This window comes from Hydrogenophaga sp. UC242_50 (genome assembly GCF_042697355.1).
GTDB lineage: Bacteria > Pseudomonadota > Gammaproteobacteria > Burkholderiales > Burkholderiaceae_C > Hydrogenophaga.
The window spans coordinates 2,193,180-2,210,451 of sequence record NZ_CP170553.1 but is presented as its reverse complement, the minus strand read 5'-3'; the positions used below and the strand labels follow the sequence as shown (position 1 = coordinate 2,210,451).

Sequence of the window (17,272 nt, the reverse complement as noted above, 5' to 3'; positions counted from 1 at the left end):
CGCTGCTGGGCCTGCTGCTGATCGCGCCGGCCGCCTTCGCCCTGAACTGGCTGCTCTACCAGCTGCTGCTCACGCCGCTGGTGCGGCGCGCCAAGACCAGCGAAGCGCTGGAGGTGGACAGCATCCTGGCCGACCTTCGGCCTGCTGTTCGTCATCGAAGGCATCGTGCTGGTGATCTTCGGCGGCAACTACTACAACTACGACTACCTGGGCCAGGTGATCACGCTGCTGGGCTCGCCGCTCAAGGCCAATCGGCTGCTGGCCCTGGGCTTCGCGGTGGTGATCGGCGTCGGCCTCTACCTCGTGCTGCACCACACGCGCCGGGGCACGGCGCTGCGCGCGGTCGCGGTCTCGCCCACCTCGGCGCAGCTGGTCGCGATCGACGTGCGCAAGGCCGCCGCCTTCGCGTTCGCGCTGGGGGGTGGCCTGGTGGCCGCCAGCGGCACGCTGGTCAGCATGTTCTTCACCATCAACGCGTCCATGGGCGTGGTCTTCACCATGAAGGCCCTCATCGTCGTGATCATGGGCGGCGTGGGCAACCTCATGGGCTGCCTGGTGGCGGGCCTGCTGCTGGGCCTGACCGAAAGCCTGGTTGCGCACCTTCGTGGCGCCCGGCCTCACGCTCGCGGTCACCTTCGGCCTGTTCCTGCTGGTCCTCATCATCCGCCCCACGGGCATGTTCGGAAAGGCCGGGGCATGAAGCGCGGCGACATCGTGTTCGTCACGCTCGGCGTGGCGGGGCTGGCGGCCTGCGCGCTGCTGCCCTTCTTTGGCAGCGGTTACGCCATGTCGATGGCGATCAACCTGCTGATCTTCACCGTGCTGGCCACGGCCTGGGCCCTGTTCTCGGGGCCCACGGGTTATGTCTCGCTGGCCACGGTGGCCTTCTTCGGCCTGGGCGTGTACGTGGCCGCGGTGTTCGGCGAGGCCTGGCCCTGGCCGGCGGTGCTGGCCACGGCCGCGCTCGCCGCGCTGGCGGTGGCGCTGCTGGTGGGCCTGCGCACGCTGCGGCTGCGCGGCGTGTACTTCGTGATCTTCACCTTCGGCCTGGCCGAGCTGATCCGCCAGGTCGTGACCTGGTACGAGGCCAACCACTCGGGCTCGGTCGGGCGCTACCTGTTCCTGGACATCGAGCAGAAGCACATCGTCTGGCAGCTCACCGCGCTGGCCGCGCTGGTCTACCTCGCGGGCTGGCTGGTGAAGCGCTCGCGCGTGGGCCTGGCGCTGCGCATGATCGGCGACGACGAGATGGTCGCGCGCCACTGCGGCGTGCACACCACCTTCGCCAAGCTGCTGGTGTTCGGCATCAGCGCCATGTTCATGGTCCTGGCCGGCGCCATCGTGGCGCCGCGCTGGACCTACATCGACCCGACGATCGCCTTCAACCCGGTGGTCTCGTTCCAGGTGCTGATCATGGCCCTGCTCGGTGGTGCCGCGCGCCTGCACGGCCCGGTGCTCGGCGTGATCCCGCTGGTGCTGCTGTTCGAGTTCCTCTCGGCCAACTTCCCGAACTACTTCAGCATCCTGCTGGGCTGCACCTTCCTCGTCATCGTGTACCTCGCGCCGCGCGGCATCGTGGGCCTGATGGACCGTCTGCAGGGAGGCAAGGCATGAGCACCCCCCTGTTGCAGGTGAACGGCCTGGTCAAGCGCTTCGGCGGCCTGGTCGCGGTCAATGGCGTGGACTTCTCGGTGGCCCAGGGCGAGATCGTCGGCCTGCTCGGGCCCAACGGCTCGGGCAAGACCACGGTGATCAACCTGATCTCGGGCGCGCTGCCGCCCACGGCGGGCTCGGTGACCCTGCACGGCCAGGAACTGACGGGATTGCCGGCCTTCCGCGTGGCGCGCGCCGGCGTGGCCCGCACCTTCCAGCTGGTGCGCGTGCTGGGCTCGATGGACTGCGTGGAGAACGTGCAGGCCGGCCTGGCCTTCGGCACGCAGAACCTGCCGCAGCGCGCCTCGCGCGCGCAGGCCCTGAAGCTGCTGGAGCGCGTGGGCATGGCGGACTTCGCCCACACCACCGCCAGCGAACTCACCTACATCAACCAGAAGCGGCTGGAGCTGGCGCGCGCGCTCGCGCTGCAACCGCGCCTGCTGCTGCTGGACGAATGGCTGTCCGGGCTGAACCCGTCCGAGCTGGTGGACGGCATCGCCCTGTTGCGCTCGCTGCGCGAGGAAGGCATCACCATGCTGATGGTCGAACACGTGATGGAGGCGATCCGCGCGCTGTGCGACCGCTGCGTGATCATGAACGCGGGCAGCCGCATCGCCGACGGCCCGCCGGCCGCCGCGCTGGCCGAACCGGCCGTGGTGCGCGCCTACCTGGGAGACGACGATGCTTGAAGTCAGCCAGGTCAGCGCGAGCTACGGCCACCACGTGGCGCTGCAGGGGGTGGACCTGCGCATCGGCGCGGGCGAGGTGGTGGTGATGCTGGGCGCCAACGGCGCCGGCAAGTCCACCCTGCTCAAGTGCATCGCGCGCCTCATTCCCTCCCTGCCGGGCAGCCGCATCGCGCTCGACGGCCAGGACCTGCTGGCCCTGCCCGCCCACGCGGTGGTGGAAGCCGGCATCGCCCTGGTGCCCGAGGGCCGGGGCATCTTCGGCGAGCTGAGCGTGCGCGAAAACCTGCAGCTCGGCGCCCACGCGAAGCGCGCGCGCGCCGGCGAGAAGGAGCAGCTGCAGCGCGTGCTGTCCATCTTCCCCAAACTGGAACAGCGCATGGGCCAGATGGCGCAGACCATGAGCGGTGGTGAACAGCAGATGGTGGCCATCGGCCGCGCGCTGATGTCGCAGCCGCGCGTGCTGCTGCTCGACGAGCCCTCGCTCGGGCTCTCGCCCATCATGACGGGCGAGCTGTTCCGTGCGCTGGCGCAGATCCGCACCCTGGGCGTGAGCGTGCTGCTGGTGGAGCAGAACGCCCGCCGCAGCCTGCGCATCGCCGACCGGGGCTACCTGCTGGAGAACGGCCGCATCGTCGGCCAGGGCTCGGCGCAGGACCTCGCGCAGGACCCGGCCGTGCAGCGCGCCTACCTGGGTGGCGCGGCCGCTGGAGCCACCGCATGAGCGCCACACCGCACCTGCGCTCGCGCCCCGAGACCGTGGTCTGGGGTTTCCTTGCCCCCGACGTGCCGCCGGTGCTGCGCATCGCCTCGGGCACCACGGTGGACATCGACACCGTCAACGCGCTGTGCGTGCCGCCCGACGCGCCCGAGGCCTTCTTCGAGCGGCACCGGCTCGAACTCACCGACGCCGCGCGGGACATCTGCGACATCGTGAAAACCGTGCCCAAGGGCGTGGGCCCGCACGTGCTCACCGGCCCCATCCACATCGAAGGCGCCGAACCGGGCGACGTGCTGGAGGTGCGCATCCACGAAGTCGAGCCGCGCGCACCGCACTACGGCGTCAACTTCACGCGACCCGGCGCCGGCAGCCTGCCCGATCTGCTGCCCGAACCACGCACCCAGGTGCTGCCGATCGACATGGCGCGCCGCACCGCCCGCTTCCGAGAGGGCCTGGACATCCCGCTGCGGCCCTTCATGGGCATCCTGGCGGTGGCGCCCACCTCGCGCGTGTCGTCGATCCCGCCGGGGCGCTTCGGCGGCAACATCGACCTCAAGCACCTGGTGCCCGGCGCGCGCCTGTACCTGCCGGTGCAGGTGCCGGGCGCGCTCTTCTTCACCGGCGACGGCCACGGCGCGCAGGGCAACGGCGAGGTCAACCTGACCGCGCTGGAAACCTCCATGACCACCCGGCTGGAGTTCGTGCTGCATCCCCGCCGCGCGCTCGCCTGGCCCATGGCCGAGACGCCCAGCCACTACATCGTGATGGGCCTCAACGAAGACCTCGACACCGCCGCCGCCGACGCGGTGCGGCGCGCGGTCGAGGTGCTGCAGGCCTTCGCGGGCGTGGACACGGGCGAGGCCTACGCGCTGGCCAGCCTGGTGGTGGACTTCGAGGTCACCCAGCTCGTGGACGGTGTCAAGGGCATCCACGGCTGCATCCCCAAATCGCTGCTCGCCCCCACGGCCGAGGCCTGGTGGGGACCCATGCCATGACAACCCCCGAACCCCGGACAGAAAGGACCCCCGTGTCGGACTTTGAAGGACAACATTGCGTGCTCACCGGCGGTGCCGGCAGCATCGGCCTGGCCGCCGCCCGCCAGCTGCTCGCGCGCGGCGCCTCGGTGCACCTGGTGGACCGCGACCCGGCCCTGCTGGAAGCCGCGCGCCAGGCGCTCGCGGCCGAAGGCCACGGCGAGCGCGTGGGCACCAGCGCCGCCGACGTGAGCGACAGCCGCCAGACGCAGGACTACCTGGCGCAGGCCGTGGCGCGCGCGGGCGCGATCGATTTCCTGTTCTGCAACGCCGGCCTCAACGGCGAGATCGTGCCCATCACCGCCTACCCCGAGGACGTGTTCGACACCGTGATGGCGGTCAACGTGCGCGGCACTTTCCTGGCGCTCAAGCACGGCCTGCCCCTGATGCGCGACGGCGGCAGCGTGCTGATCACCTCCAGCGTGATGGGCGTCACCGCCGACCCCGGCGTGAGCGCCTACGCCACCTCCAAGCACGCGCTGATCGGCCTGATGCGCGTGGCCGCCAAGGAAGTGGCGCCGCGCGGCATCCGCGTCAACGCCATCGCGCCCGGCCCCACGACCAACGGCTTCCAGAACGACATCGAGCGCCGCCTGAGCGACGTGGTGGGGCGCGACGCCACGCAGATGCTCAACGAGGCCATCCCGCTGCACCGCCACGCCCAGCCCGAGGAAATCGCGCGCATGGTGGTGTTCCTGGCCTCGGCTGGCAGCAGTTTCTCCACCGGCGGCGTGTTCATGGCCGACGGCGGCATGCACATCTGACCCCATGCAAAACGAAAGGACCCCACACCATGCCCGAACTCGCCACCCATGAATTCTGGAAAGACCTCAAGCCGATCGAGAAGGTCTTCCAGCCCGATGCCCTGCCCGAGGTCTACATCCCCAACGCGCCGACCGAGGACGAGCGCCTCTACGTGCCCTTCACCGAGACCGTGTCCTCGCGCCCGCTGTGGATCTCGCCGAGCCAGAACAAGTGGTGCGACATCCTGATGGCCAGGAAGGCCGGCCTGGTCAACCGCCACTACCACCCGCATCAGGTTTTCGCCTATACGATTTCCGGCAAATGGGGTTATCTTGAGCACGAATGGACCGCGACCGCGGGCGACTTCGTCTACGAGACCCCGGGCGAGGGCCACACGCTGGTGGCCTACGAGCACAAAGACCCGATGAAGGTGTTCTTCATCGTCGAAGGCCCGCTGATCTGGCTGGACGATCAGGGCGAGTCGAACGGCTACTTCGACGTGCACCAGTACATCGCCCTGTGCCGCGCCCATTACGAGAAGGTCGGCATCGGTGCCGCCTTCGTCGACACCCTGTTCCGCTGACCCTGGAGAGCCCGCACCGTGGAAGTTTCATTCAGCCAGGAAATCGAATCGCTGCGCCTGGGGGACGGCCAGACCTTCCACGGCGAAGGCATCCTCGCCATCACCAAGGCCTTGCTGCAGTCCGGCGTGGCCTACGTGGGCGGCTACCAGGGCGCGCCGGTCTCGCACCTGCTCGACGTGATGGTGCAGGCCAAGCCCTACATGGACGAGCTCGGCGTGCACGTGGAAGCCTGCTCCAACGAGGCCTCGGCCGCGGCCATGCTGGGCGCGTCCATCCACTACCCGCTGCGCGGCGCGGTCACCTGGAAGTCCATCGTGGGCACCAACGTGGCGGCCGACGCGCTCTCCAACCTGGCCTCGCCCGGCGTCACCGGCGGCGTGCTGGTGGTGGTGGGCGAGGACTACGGCGAAGGCGCCAGCGTGATCCAGGAGCGCACGCACGCCTACGCGCTCAAGTCGAGCATGGTGCTGCTGGACCCGCGGCCCGACCTGGAGCGCATGGTGCACATGGTCGAGCAGGGTTTCCGCCTGTCCGAGGCCTCGAACATGCCGGCGCTGATGGAGCTGCGCATCCGCGCCTGCCACGTGCGCGGCAGCTTCACGGCCAAGGACAACGTCAAGCCCGCGCTCTCGCGCCACAACCTGATCGAGGAGCCGGCGAGCTTCGACTACAACCGCCTGGCCCACCCGCCCGTGACCTTCCGCCACGAGAAGCTCAAGAGCGACGAGCGCATTCCGGCCGCGCGGCGCTACATCGTCGAGCACGGTCTGAACGAGCACTTCGACGGCGCGCACCAGGACCTGGGCCTGATCGTGCAGGGCGGCCTGTACAACACCCTGATCCGCGCGCTGCAGCAGTTCGGCCTGGCCGATGCCTTCGGGCGCAGCGCCATCCCCATGCTGGTGCTCAACGTCACCTGCCCGCTGGTGCCGCAGCAGCTCACCGACTTCTGCGTCGGCAAGCGCGCGGTGCTGATGCTGGAAGAGGGCCAGCCCGAGTACATCGAACAGGAGCTCGCCACCCTGCTGCGGCGCGGCGACATCCAGACGCCTCTGCACGGCAAGGACATGCTGCCCAACGCGGGCGAGTACACCGCCGAAGTCATGGCCAACGGCCTGGCGCACTTCATCGGGCGCTACCTGCAGGACCCGGCCACCCAGGCCGTGACCGACGCCGCGCGCGCCTGGCTGCAGGGCAACCAGACGCGCCGCCAGGAAGCCGCGCAGCAGCTGCAGGCGCCGCTGCCCGCGCGCCCGCCCGGCATGTGCGTGGGCTGCCCCGAGCGGCCGGTGTTCTCGGCCCTCAAGCTCGCGCAGCAGGACGTGGGGCCGGTGCACATCGCAGGCGACATCGGCTGCCACGCGCTGGCGCACCTTCGAGCCCTTCTCGTTCGGCCACTCCATCCTGGGCTACGGCATGAGCCTGGCCAGCCGCGCCGGCGTGTCGCCGGTGATGAAGCGGCGCGTGCTCTCCGTCATGGGCGACGGCGGCTTCTGGCACAACGGCCTGCTCACCGGCGTGCAGTCGGCCCTGTTCAACGGCGACGACGCGGTGCTGCTGATCTTCAAGAACGGCTACACCTCGGCCACCGGCACGCAGGACATCATCTCGACCCCCGGCGACGAGGCCAAGGAAGCCGCCGCCGACAAGCTGCAAAGCCTGGCCCACACCAACCAGACCATCGAGACCACGCTCAAGGGCCTGGGCGTGCAATGGATGCGCACCGTGCACACCTACGAGGTGGACACGGTGCGCGCCACGCTCACCGAGGCCTTCACCACCGAGTTCCAGGGCCTGAAGGTGATCGTGGCCGAGGGCGAATGCCAGCTGGAGCGCCAGCGCCGCATCAAGCCCTGGATCGCCAGCCTGCTCAAGAAGGGCCGGCGCGTGGTGCGCGTGAAGTACGGCGTGGACGAGGACGTGTGCAACGGCGACCACGCCTGCATCCGCCTCTCGGGCTGCCCCACGCTCACGCTCAAGGACAACCCCGACCCGCTCAAGGTGGACCCGGTGCGCACCGTCATCGACGGTTGCGTGGGCTGCGGCCTGTGCGGCGCCAACGCGCACGCGGCGACGCTGTGCCCGTCCTTCTACCGCGCCGAGGTGATCCAGAACCCGCGCTGGCACGAGCGCCTGATCCATTCCCTGCGCGGCAGCGTCGTGCGTCTGCTCCAACCGGCCTGAACATGCCTACGTCCCAACAACCCATCTCCCTGCTGCTCTGCGCCCTCGGTGGCGAGGGCGGCGGCATCCTCACCGACTGGCTGGTGGACACCGCGCGCCACGCGGGCTACCCGGCGCAGGCCACCTCCATCCCCGGCGTGGCGCAGCGCACCGGCGCCACCACCTACTACCTGGAGGTCTTCCCGGTGCCCACGGCCGACCTGGGCGGGCGCCGGCCGGTGTTCGGCCTCAACCCCCTGCCCGGCCGGCTCGACGCGCTGGTGTCCTCCGAGCTGCTCGAAACCGGCCGCCAGATCACCAACGGCCTGGCCTCCAGCACGCACACGCTGGTGATCAGCTCGTCCGCGCGCGCCCTGACCACGGGCGAGAAGATGGTGATGGGCGACGGCCGGCGCGACAACGCCGAACTGCTGGCTCTGGTGAACAAGCACAGCCTCGCGCGCCACGTGCTCGACATGGCCGCGCTCACCAGACAGGCCGGCACCGTGGTCAGCGCGGTGATGCTGGGCGCGATCGCGGGCAGCGGCCTGCTGCCCTTCGCACGGCGCGACTACGAGGCGGTGATCGCCGAGAGCGGCGGCGGCGCCAAGGCCAGCCTGCGCGGCTTCGCGCTCGCCTTCGACGCGGTGAACGCGCAGCGCACCCAGGCCGCCTACGTGGAACAGGTGCTGGCGACCGAAGGCGCCGCCGCGCCCGCGCCGCCGCAGGCCGCCCTGCCCGAGGCGCTGCGCCGCGAATTCCCGCTGGAGGCGCACGGCATCATGGCCCTGGGCCATGCGCGCGTCTGCGAGTACCAGAACGCGGCCTACGGCGAGCGTTATGCCCAGCGCCTGCGCCGCGTGCTGGCCGCCGAGACGCTCGGCGACCCGAAGAACCTGCACGGCCACCGCACCACGGTGGAGATGGCGCGCTGGGTCGCGCTGTGGATGGCGTTCGACGACATCGTGCTGGTGGCCGACCTCAAGAGCCGCGCGAGCCGCCAGGCGCGCGTGCGCGGCGAGGCCAAGGCCGGCCAGGACGACCTGCTGCGCGTGTACGACCACTTCAAGCCCGGCGCGCCCGAGTTCGCCGCGATGCTGCCCGAGGGCCTGGCGCGGCGCGTGCTGGCCTGGGACCGCCGGCGCGTGGCCGCCGGCCAGGCGCCCTGGGCGCTGCCGCTGAAGATCGGCACGCACTCGGTGCTGGGCATGCTCGCGCTGCGCGGCCTGGCCGCGTGCAAGCGCCTGCGCCCGCTGGGCAGCCGCTTCCACACCGAGCAGGCGCTGATCGACCGCTGGGTCGACGCCGTGGTGCAGCTTGCCGCCATGCACGCCCCGCTCGCGCACGAGGTGGCGCTGTGCGGCCGCCTCATCAAGGGCTACGGCAGCACCAACGAGCGCGGCAAGGACAACCTGCTGCACATCATCGACCACCTCGCCCTGCCCGCGCTGGCCGACCCGGCCAGCGCCACCCAGCGCGGCCAGGCCGTGGCCGCCGCGCGCAACGCCGCGCTGAGCGACGAGGCCGGCAAGGCGCTGGACCAGGCGCTGCGGCAACACGGCGCGCCCGCGCGCCCCGTCAAGGCACAGCCGATCCGCTGGCAGCACAATCCCCGGCTCAAGGCCAAACCGGCCTCGACGCCCTGACTTTCCGTTTTTCACAACAAAGGAGACCCGCATGAAGCACCACCCCACCCCCCTGTCTTCGCTGCCCTGGCGCCGCGCGGCGGCCACCGCCCTGCTCACCCTGGGCACCGTGACGGGCGCGCTCGCGCAGGCCTTCCCGGACAAGCCGCTCAAGGTCATCGTGGGTTTCCCGCCCGGTGGCGCGGCCGATCAGATCGCGCGCCTGGTGTCCACGCCGCTGCGCCACCGCGCTGGGCCAGCCGGTGATCGTGGAGAACCGGGCCGGTGCCAACGGCAACATCGCGGGCGAGGCGGTGGCGAAATCGCCCGCCGACGGCTACACCCTGCTGCTGAGTTCGGGCGGCATGGTCTCGGTCAACCCGCACCTCTCGCGCATGAGCTTCGACCCGGTGAAAGACCTCACCCCGGTGGCTTCCGCGGCGCGCGTGCTGGTCTACCTGATGGCGCGGCCCACGCTGGAGGTGAAGAACGTGCAGGAACTGGTGCGCACTGGCCAAGGCCAACCCTGGCCGCATGAGCTACGGCTCGGCCGGCAACGGCAGCTCGCCCCACCTCGCGGGCGAGATGCTCAAGGCCCAGACCGGCATGTTCACCGTGCACGTGCCCTACCGGGGCGCCGCGCCCGCGCTCAACGACCTGATGGGCGGGCAGATCGACTACTACTTCGACCCCGGCATCGGCCTGGCCCACGCCAAGGCCGGGCGCACCAAGCTGCTCGCCGTGGGCAGCCTCAAGCGCTCGCCGCTGTTCCCCGACGTGCCCACGCTGGACGAAGCCGGCCTCAGGGGCTTCGACGCCGACACCGTGTTCGGCTTCTACGCCCCGGCCGGCACGCCGCCGGCCGTGATCACACGCATCAACACCGAGGTCAACAAGATCCTGGCCACCGCCAGCGTGAAGGAACGCATCACCGCGCTGGGTGGCGAAGCCCTGCCGCTCACGCCCGCCGAATTCGGCAAGCGCGGCATGGACGACTCGCAGCGCTTCGGCGCGATCATCCGCGACCGCAAGATCACGGCCGACTGAACGCGCGGCGGGCCTTCATCACGCCATGTAGACGGCGATGAAGGCCAGCATGAAGATCTGCAGCACGCCCATGGCGGGCAGCATGAGGGGCATGTAGTGCACGACGGAGTCGAAGATGTCCTCGGCCTCCTCGTCGGTGTAGACCCTCAATTCCGGATCCGAGTAGTCCTTCGGATGCTCGGCCAGGGCCTGGTCGGGGGCGGGCTGGGTGTGCGGGGTGTGCATGGCGGTCCTCTCGCAGTGAGTGATGCGCCTGGGCGGGCAAACGGTGTTCCCGCGCCCTCCGCCTCACTGTCCGGGGGGCGTGGACGGATCATCCCCCTTTTCGGCAAATCCTTCCACCCACCCTGACCTTGCGGCTCAGATCGCCACCAGCTGCCGGATGCCCTTGGCCTGCATCTCGCTGCCCGGCCCGCTGGCGATCACCTCGCCGCGCTCCATCACGAGGTAGTGGTCGGCCAGGGCCTCGGCGAAGTCGTAGTACTGCTCCACCAGCACGATGGCCATGTTGCCCCGGTCCGCCAGCATGCGGATCACCTTGCCGATGTCCTTGATGATGTTGGGCTGGATGCCTTCGGTGGGCTCGTCCAGGATCAGCAGCTTGGGGCCGGCGGCCAATGCCCGCGCGATCGCGAGCTGCTGCTGCTGACCACCCGAGAGGTCACCGCCCCGGCGGCCCAGCATCTGCTTGAGCACCGGGAACAACTCGAACAGCTCGGCCGGGATGGGCGTGCTGCCCTTCTTCGTCGCCAGGCCCATGAGCAGGTTCTCGTGCACCGTGAGGCGGCCGAAGATCTCGCGGCCCTGCGGCACGAAACCCACGCCCAGGCGCGCGCGCTCGTAGGGCGTGGCCTTGTGGATCGGCACACCGTCGAGTTCGATGCTGCCGCTCTTGATCGGCACCAGGCCCATCAGCGACTTGAGCAGTGTGGTCTTGCCCACGCCGTTGCGCCCCAGCACCACGGTGACCTTGCCGAGTTCGGCTTGCAGGCTGACGTTGCGCAGGATGTGGCTGCCGCCGTAGTACTGGTTGACATCTTTGACGTTCAGCATTTTGGTGTTCCTTCTGCGTTTTTTCTTTCGTGGCAGGCCGGGTCGCGCCCCGGCAGGCGCCTTACTTTCTTTTGCTTCGCCAAAAGAAAGTAAGCAAAGAAAAGGCGAGCCGAAGTCCGGGCCCCTTCGGGGTCCCCTGCGCTGCTCAGGTCACGGGGGAAGTTCGCAAACTTGTCCGCTTCGCGGCCTTCGAACATGCGAACTTCTTTTTCCCCCGCGCCCTTGCGCTGCTCGGCCCGGCCACACGGCACAGGCGGGATCGGACTTCCCCTCAGGCGAAGCGGCGGTGGCGTTGAAGGGGAGTCCGATCCCGCTCCCGTCTGCTCCCCTCTGGCCGTGCCGAGGAGCGGAGCGATGGGCGGAAAAAGGGCTGCGCATGTTTGAGCGAAGCGAGTTTGCGCAGACCCCGCCCATCGCGAGCACCGCAGGTTGCCCGGAGCGAAGCGGAGGGACACGGCCGGCGGGGTCGCCTTTTCTTTGCTTACTTTCTTTTGGCGAAGCAAAAGAAAGTGAGTCGCCCGCCGGGGCGAGACCCGGCCAGCCACGAAAGCAAAAACCAACCGAAGAAGAAACCCAATCAGCGCCCAAGATAAACCTCGATCACCCGCTCATCCGCCTGCACCTGATCCAGCGTGCCTTCGGCCAGCACAGACCCATCGCACAACACCGTCACCTTCTCCGAGATCGTGCGGATGAAGCTCATGTCGTGCTCCACCACCATCAGCGAATGTTTGCCCTTGAGAGACAGAAACAGCTGCGCCGTGCGCTCCGTTTCCTCATCCGTCATGCCCGCCACCGGCTCGTCCAGCAGCAGCAGCTTGGGGTCCTGCATCAGCAGCATGCCGATCTCCAGCCACTGCTTCTGCCCGTGGCTCAGGTTGCCGGCCAGGCGCGAAGCGCTGTCGGCCAGGTGGATCGTGTGCAGCACCTCCCCCAGCCGGTCCTTCTCCTCGCCGGTGAGCACAAACAGCATGGAATGGCGCACCCGCTTGTCCGTGGCGCAGCGCCAGCTCCAGGTTCTCGAACACGCTGAGGTGCTCGAACACCGTGGGCTTCTGGAACTTGCGCCCGATGCCCATGGCGGCGATCTCGGCCTCGCGGTAACGCAGCAGGTCGATCGTGCTGCCGAAGAAGACCTGGCCCGCGTCGGGCCGGGTCTTGCCGGTGATGATGTCCATCATCGTGGTCTTGCCCGCGCCGTTGGGGCCGATGATGCAGCGCAGCTCGCCGGGCGCGATGTCCAGGCTCAGGCCGTTGATGGCCTTGAAGCCGTCGAAGCTCACGTGCACGTCTTCCAGGTACAGGATGCGGCCGTGCGTGGTGTCCACCTCGCCGCGCACCAGCGGGCGCGAGAAACCGGCCTGGCGGCCGCCGGATTCGGTGGCGCCGCCCAGGGCGAGCGCGGCCACGCGTTCGGCGCGCTTCGCGCCCTCTTCCATCAGGTCGGGCGTCATGCCGGGCCTCCCTTCTTGGCCGGGCGCAGTCTCTTCACCAGGCCCACCACGCCCTGCGGCAGGTAGAGCGTGACGACGATGAACAGCGCGCCCAACACGTACAGCCAGTACTCGGGAAAGGTCACGGTGAGCCAGCTCTTGGCGCCGTTGACGATGAAGGCGCCGAGGATGGGGCCGATCAGCGTGGCGCGGCCGCCCACCGCGGCCCAGATCGCGATCTCGATGCTGTTGGCCGTGCTCATCTCGCCCGGGTTGATGATGCCGACCTGCGGCACGTAGAGCGCGCCGGCCACGCCGCACATCACGGCCGAGATGGTCCAGATGGTGAGCTTGTAGGGCAGCGGGTTGTAGCCGCAGAACATCACGCGGCTCTCGGCGTCGCGCACCGCCTGCAGCACGCGGCCGAACTTGCTCTTCACCAGCCAGCGCGCGAACAGGTAGAAGCCCAGCAGCGTGAGGCCGGTGAGCACGAACAGCGCCATGCGCATGTTCTGCGTGCGCCAGCGGCAGATCGAGGATGCGCTTGAAGTCCGTGAAGCCGTTGTTGCCGCCGAAGCCGGTCTCGTTGCGGAAGAACAGCAGCAGCGCGGCGAAGGTGAGCGCCTGCGTGATGATGGAGAAGTACACGCCCTTGATGCGCGAGCGGAACGCGAAGTAGCCGAACACGAAGGCCATCAGACCCGGCACCAGCACGATCAGCAACAGCGTGGCGATGAAGCTGTCGGACAGCGCCCAGTGCCAGGGCAGCTCCTTCCAGTCCAGGAACACCATGAAATCGGGCAGCTCGCTCTTGTAGTTGCCGTCGGTGCCGATCTGGCGCATGAGGTACATGCCCATCACGTAACCGCCGAGCGCGAAGAACAGGCCGTGGCCCAGGCTCAGGATGCCGGTGTAGCCCCAGATCAGGTCCATGGCCAGCGCACAGATGGCGTAGCACATGATCTTGCCCAGCAGGCCGACCATGTAGTCGCTCAGGTGGAAGGCGCTGCCCTCGGGCACGAACAGGTTGAGCAGCGGCGCCACGGCGCAGACCACCAGCAGCGCGACCACGAAGGCGCTCCAGCCGGCGCGCGTGAGCAGCGGGCCGTGCGAGGGCAGGACGACGGGGGCGCTCATGCCTCCCTCCCTTTCATGGCGAAGATGCCCTGAGGTCTCTTTTGAATGAACACGATGATGAAGACCAGCACCGCGATCTTGGCGAGCACGGCGCCGGCCCAGCCTTCGATGAACTTGTTCAGCATGCCCAGGCCGAGCGCGGCGTACACCGTGCCCGCGAGCTGGCCCACGCCACCGAGCACCACCACCATGAACGAGTCCACGATGTAGTTCTGCCCGAGGTCGGGGCCCACGTTGCCGATCTGGCTCAGCGCGCAGCCGGCCAGGCCGGCGATGCCCGAGCCCAGCGCGAAGGCGTAGGTGTCGATGCGCGCGGTGTTCACGCCCATGCACGAGGCGATGGGGCGGTTCTGCGTGACGCCGCGCACGAACAGGCCCAGGCGCGTCTTGCCGATCAGCAGCGTGACGCCCAGCAGCACCGCGAGCGCGAAGCCGATGATGATGATGCGGTTCCAGGGCAGGTTGAGGTTGCCCAGCAGGGTGATGCCACCACTCATCCACGAGGGGTTTTCCACGCCCACGTTCTGCGCGCCGAACAGGCTGCGCACGGCCTGCATCAGCACCAGGCTGATGCCCCAGGTGCGCAGCAGCGTCTCGAGCGGCCGGCCGTAGAGGAAGCGGATCACCGTGCGCTCCATCGCCGCGCCGACCAGGCCCGAGGCCAGGAAGGCCACCGGCAGGGCGACCAGCAGGTACCAGTCGAAGTACTCGGGCAACGAGGCCCGGAAGAAGCTCTGCACCAGCCAGGTGGCGTAGGCGCCGATCATGATCAGCTCGCCGTGCGCCATGTTGATCACGCCCATGAGGCCGTAGGTGATCGCCAGCCCCAGCGCGGCCAGCAGCAGGATGCTGCCCAGGCTGATGCCGGTGAAGGCCTGGCCCAGCGCGCTGCCGATGGCCAGCGTGGTGTCCAGGCTGGAGAGGGATTCCTTCAGCGCCGCCTTGACCTGGGCGTCTTCTTCCTTTTCCATCTGCGCCGTCAGCAGCGGGCGCACGATGGGTTGTTGGGCCTCGCCGAGTTTCCGCGCGGCCGAGAGGCGCTGCGCCGGGTCCTCGCTGGCCAGCAGCACGGCGGCGCGCGCGAGCGCCAGGCTCTGGCGCGCGCGCGGGTCCAGGTCACCGGCCAGGGCCTTGTCGATCAAGGCGAGCTGGCTGGTGTCGGGCTCTTCGAAGGCGGTGCGCTGCAGGGTGCTCGCCGCTTCGCGCTGGCGCTCGGGCGGCGCGCCCACCAGCTCCATGCCGGCCAGCGCGTTCTCCATCGCGCTGCGCAGGCGGTTGTTGACCATGATGTCGCCGGCGTCCTCGGGCAGCGCCGCGAGTTTCTCGCCGGTCACGGCGTCGATGGCGCCCTCGCCTTCGGCGATGAGCACCCGCTCGCCCTGCACGCGCACGGCCTCGTCGGCCATGGCCTTGATCAGTGCGGTGGCACGTTCGTCCGGCTCGGCGGCCAGGCGGTTGAGCGTGTCGATGCGGGTGTCGGTGTCGCCGTCCACCAGCGCGAGCGCGTCGGCCGGGGTGAGCGCATGCGAAACACTCAATGACAACCACACCGCGAGCCCCAACCAGCGGAGCCATTGAAACTTCATATCCATCCCCAAAAGCAGGATCCGATGGCGCGCCAACACGCCAGAACCAGGGGCATCGAGGGTCCGGCTCCGCCGGCCCAAGATGCCGTCCCCCCTCCCAGCGCCGAAGGCGCGCCAGAGAGGGGGGAAGCCGCGTCAGCGGCGCAGGGGGGTGTTACTTCTTGTCCGGCACGTTCTTCTTGCCCTTGTTCTCGGCGATGTAGTCGCTCCACGGATCGGCGACCACCGGGCCCGGCGTCTTCCACACCACGTTGAACTGGCCGTCGGCCTTCACCTCGCCGATGAACACCGGCTTGTGCAGGTGGTGGTTTTCCTTGTCCATGGTGCTGGTGAAGCCACCCGGCGCCTTGAAGGTCTGGCCGGCCATGGCGGCGATGACCTTGTCGGTGTCGGTGGACTTGGCCTTGGCCACGGCCTGGGCCCACATGTTGATGCCGATGTAGGTCGCTTCCATGGGGTCGTTGGTCAGAGGCTTGTCCTTGTGGCCGGGGATGTTCTTCGCCTTGGCGTAGGCGCTCCACTTCTTCACGAACTCGGTGTTGGCCGGGCTCTTGATGCTCATGAAGTAGTTCCAGGCGGCCAGGTGGCCGACCAGCGGCTTGGTGTCCACGCCGCGCAGCTCTTCCTCACCCACCGAGAAGGCCACCACCGGCACGTCCTTCGCCGAGAGGCCGGCGTTGCCCAGTTCCTTGTAGAACGGCACGTTGGAGTCGCCGTTGATGGTGGAGACCACGGCCGTCTTCTTGCCGGCGGACGCGAACTTCTTGATGTTGGCGATGATGGTCTGGTAGTCCGAATGGCCGAAGGGGGTGTACTCCTCCATGATGTCGGCATCGGCCACCCCCTTGCTCTTGAGGAAAGCGCGCAGGATCTTGTTGGTGGTGCGCGGGTACACATAGTCGGTGCCCAGCAGCACCCAGCGCTTGGCCGAGCCGCCGTCCTTGCTCATCAGGTATTCCACGGCGGGAATGGCCTGCTGGTTGGGCGCGGCACCGGTGTAGAACACGTTCTTGCTCAGCTCTTCGCCTTCGTACTGCACCGGGTAGAACAGCAGGCCGTTGGCCTCTTCCACCACCGGCAGCACCGACTTGCGCGACACCGAAGTCCAGCAGCCGAAGATCACGGCGACCTTGTCCTGCGTGAGCAGCTGCTTGGTCTTCTCGGCGAACAGCGGCCAGTTGGAGGCCGGGTCCACCACCACGGGTTCGAGCTTCTTGCCGAGCACGCCGCCCTTGGCGTTGATCTCGTCGATGGCCATCAGCACCGTGTCCTTGAGCACGGTTTCCGAAATGGCATGGTGCCCGAGAGGCTGTGCAGCACGCCGACCTTGATGGTCTCCTGGGCGTGGGCGCTCAGACCGGTGAAGCCGAGCGTGGCGACTGTGGCCGCGGCGGCCAGGGTCTTGAGGGTGAATCGGCGGGCGTTTTGGGGGGTCTTCGACATGGCGCTTCTCCAGTGTTCCAGGGGTCCCTTGGAAGGGGTGTTGGGCGCCGCCGGCCCGCCTTCTTCAGGCGGTGCTCGACGGACAACTGGATGCTAGGGAAGACCCTGGATGGCGTATGTACGCCACGTGGCGTACGCCGCTGGCGCCGATGTCAGCAGCAGCGCCCGGTGGCGGAGCCGTAGCGCGCGGCCTGGCGTTCGCGGAAGAACGCCTCGTAGTTCATCGGCTCCTGGTCCGGGTGCGTGGCCCGCATGTGCTTCACGTAGCTGCCGTAGTCCGGCACACCGACCATGAGGCGCAAGCTCTGCGTGAGGTAGCGCCCGGCCCGCCCGAGGTCGTCGAGCAGGCCGCCCGCGCCGGTG

At 68.9% G+C, this 17,272-nt stretch carries 12 protein-coding genes and 5 pseudogenes; 10 read left to right on the top strand and 7 right to left on the bottom strand.

Features of this window, described 5'->3' with window-relative positions:
- Positions 1-165: 165 nt before the first annotated feature.
- From ACFJGX_RS11315 to ACFJGX_RS11270, 10 genes and pseudogenes are all read left to right on the top strand, one after another.
- A complete protein-coding gene (locus tag ACFJGX_RS11315) occupies positions 166-1,614 on the top strand; it encodes an ABC transporter permease (RefSeq protein ID WP_382328394.1) in 1,449 nt (482 codons plus the stop codon).
- Entirely contained in the window at positions 1,611-2,342 is a 732-nt protein-coding gene (locus ACFJGX_RS11310; RefSeq protein ID WP_382321276.1) for an ABC transporter ATP-binding protein, read from the top strand. Before ACFJGX_RS11315 ends, ACFJGX_RS11310 begins: the two co-directional genes overlap by 4 nt.
- Complete coding sequence (locus ACFJGX_RS11305; RefSeq protein WP_382321279.1) at positions 2,335-3,063, top strand: ABC transporter ATP-binding protein; 729 nt, start codon at positions 2,335-2,337, stop codon at positions 3,061-3,063. Before ACFJGX_RS11310 ends, ACFJGX_RS11305 begins: the two co-directional genes overlap by 8 nt.
- Positions 3,060-4,055 (top strand): acetamidase/formamidase family protein, encoded by a 996-nt coding sequence (locus tag ACFJGX_RS11300; RefSeq protein WP_382321281.1) that lies wholly within the window; start codon positions 3,060-3,062, stop codon positions 4,053-4,055. The genes ACFJGX_RS11305 and ACFJGX_RS11300 overlap by 4 nt, the downstream gene beginning before the upstream one ends.
- Positions 4,056-4,087: 32 nt before the next feature.
- Entirely contained in the window at positions 4,088-4,858 is a 771-nt protein-coding gene (locus ACFJGX_RS11295; RefSeq protein WP_382321283.1) for an SDR family NAD(P)-dependent oxidoreductase, read from the top strand.
- 29 nt (positions 4,859-4,887) lie between these two features.
- On the top strand, positions 4,888-5,421 hold the full coding sequence (locus ACFJGX_RS11290) for a 2,4'-dihydroxyacetophenone dioxygenase family protein (protein WP_382155761.1): 534 nt from the start codon (positions 4,888-4,890) through the stop codon (positions 5,419-5,421).
- Positions 5,422-5,439: 18 nt separating this feature from the next.
- Positions 5,440-7,606 (top strand): annotated as a pseudogene (locus tag ACFJGX_RS11285) (thiamine pyrophosphate-dependent enzyme).
- 2 nt (positions 7,607-7,608) lie between these two features.
- On the top strand, positions 7,609-9,231 hold the full coding sequence (locus ACFJGX_RS11280) for an indolepyruvate oxidoreductase subunit beta family protein (RefSeq protein ID WP_382321286.1): 1,623 nt from the start codon (positions 7,609-7,611) through the stop codon (positions 9,229-9,231).
- A 176-nt stretch (positions 9,232-9,407) separates the two neighbouring features.
- A pseudogene (locus ACFJGX_RS11275) lies at positions 9,408-9,668 on the top strand (tripartite tricarboxylate transporter substrate-binding protein); the annotation flags it as partial.
- Between the two features lie 76 nt (positions 9,669-9,744).
- Complete coding sequence (locus tag ACFJGX_RS11270; protein ID WP_382328392.1) at positions 9,745-10,257, top strand: tripartite tricarboxylate transporter substrate-binding protein; 513 nt, start codon at positions 9,745-9,747, stop codon at positions 10,255-10,257.
- Between the two features lie 18 nt (positions 10,258-10,275).
- On the opposite strand, the gene ACFJGX_RS11265 is transcribed toward ACFJGX_RS11270, so the two are convergent.
- From ACFJGX_RS11265 to ACFJGX_RS11235, 7 genes and pseudogenes are all read right to left on the bottom strand, one after another.
- Positions 10,276-10,482 carry a hypothetical protein gene (locus tag ACFJGX_RS11265; protein WP_291121965.1) on the bottom strand — a complete coding sequence of 69 codons (207 nt, stop codon included), beginning with the start codon at positions 10,480-10,482 and terminating at the stop codon, positions 10,276-10,278.
- Between the two features lie 135 nt (positions 10,483-10,617).
- Positions 10,618-11,310 (bottom strand): urea ABC transporter ATP-binding subunit UrtE, encoded by a 693-nt coding sequence (gene urtE, locus ACFJGX_RS11260; protein ID WP_382328390.1) that lies wholly within the window; start codon positions 11,308-11,310, stop codon positions 10,618-10,620.
- A gap of 577 nt (positions 11,311-11,887) precedes the next feature.
- A pseudogene (gene urtD / locus ACFJGX_RS11255) lies at positions 11,888-12,764 on the bottom strand (urea ABC transporter ATP-binding protein UrtD).
- Positions 12,761-13,880 (bottom strand): annotated as a pseudogene (gene urtC / locus ACFJGX_RS11250) (urea ABC transporter permease subunit UrtC). Before urtC ends, urtD begins: the two co-directional pseudogenes overlap by 4 nt.
- Entirely contained in the window at positions 13,877-15,466 is a 1,590-nt protein-coding gene (gene urtB / locus ACFJGX_RS11245; RefSeq protein WP_382321295.1) for an urea ABC transporter permease subunit UrtB, read from the bottom strand. The pseudogene urtC and the gene urtB overlap by 4 nt, the downstream one beginning before the upstream one ends.
- A gap of 154 nt (positions 15,467-15,620) precedes the next feature.
- A pseudogene (urtA, locus tag ACFJGX_RS11240) lies at positions 15,621-16,909 on the bottom strand (urea ABC transporter substrate-binding protein).
- Between the two features lie 152 nt (positions 16,910-17,061).
- Positions 17,062-17,256 carry a YbdD/YjiX family protein gene (locus ACFJGX_RS11235; RefSeq protein WP_382163902.1) on the bottom strand — a complete coding sequence of 65 codons (195 nt, stop codon included), beginning with the start codon at positions 17,254-17,256 and terminating at the stop codon, positions 17,062-17,064.
- Positions 17,257-17,272: the final 16 nt, after the last annotated feature.

Bases quoted from the DNA above. Each gene is read 5' to 3' on its own strand.
- urtB (WP_382321295.1), bottom strand. From the start codon at position 15,466: ATGAAGTTTCAATGGCTCCGCTGGTTGGGGCTCGCGGTGTGGTTGTCA.
- ACFJGX_RS11290 (WP_382155761.1), top strand. From the start codon at position 4,888: ATGCCCGAACTCGCCACCCATGAATTCTGGAAAGACCTCAAGCCGATC.
- urtE (WP_382328390.1), bottom strand. From the start codon at position 11,310: ATGCTGAACGTCAAAGATGTCAACCAGTACTACGGCGGCAGCCACATC.
- ACFJGX_RS11310 (WP_382321276.1), top strand. From the start codon at position 1,611: ATGAGCACCCCCCTGTTGCAGGTGAACGGCCTGGTCAAGCGCTTCGGC.
- ACFJGX_RS11280 (WP_382321286.1), top strand. From the start codon at position 7,609: ATGCCTACGTCCCAACAACCCATCTCCCTGCTGCTCTGCGCCCTCGGT.
- ACFJGX_RS11270 (WP_382328392.1), top strand. From the start codon at position 9,745: ATGAGCTACGGCTCGGCCGGCAACGGCAGCTCGCCCCACCTCGCGGGC.
- ACFJGX_RS11300 (WP_382321281.1), top strand. From the start codon at position 3,060: ATGAGCGCCACACCGCACCTGCGCTCGCGCCCCGAGACCGTGGTCTGG.
- ACFJGX_RS11305 (WP_382321279.1), top strand. From the start codon at position 2,335: ATGCTTGAAGTCAGCCAGGTCAGCGCGAGCTACGGCCACCACGTGGCG.
- ACFJGX_RS11265 (WP_291121965.1), bottom strand. From the start codon at position 10,482: ATGCACACCCCGCACACCCAGCCCGCCCCCGACCAGGCCCTGGCCGAG.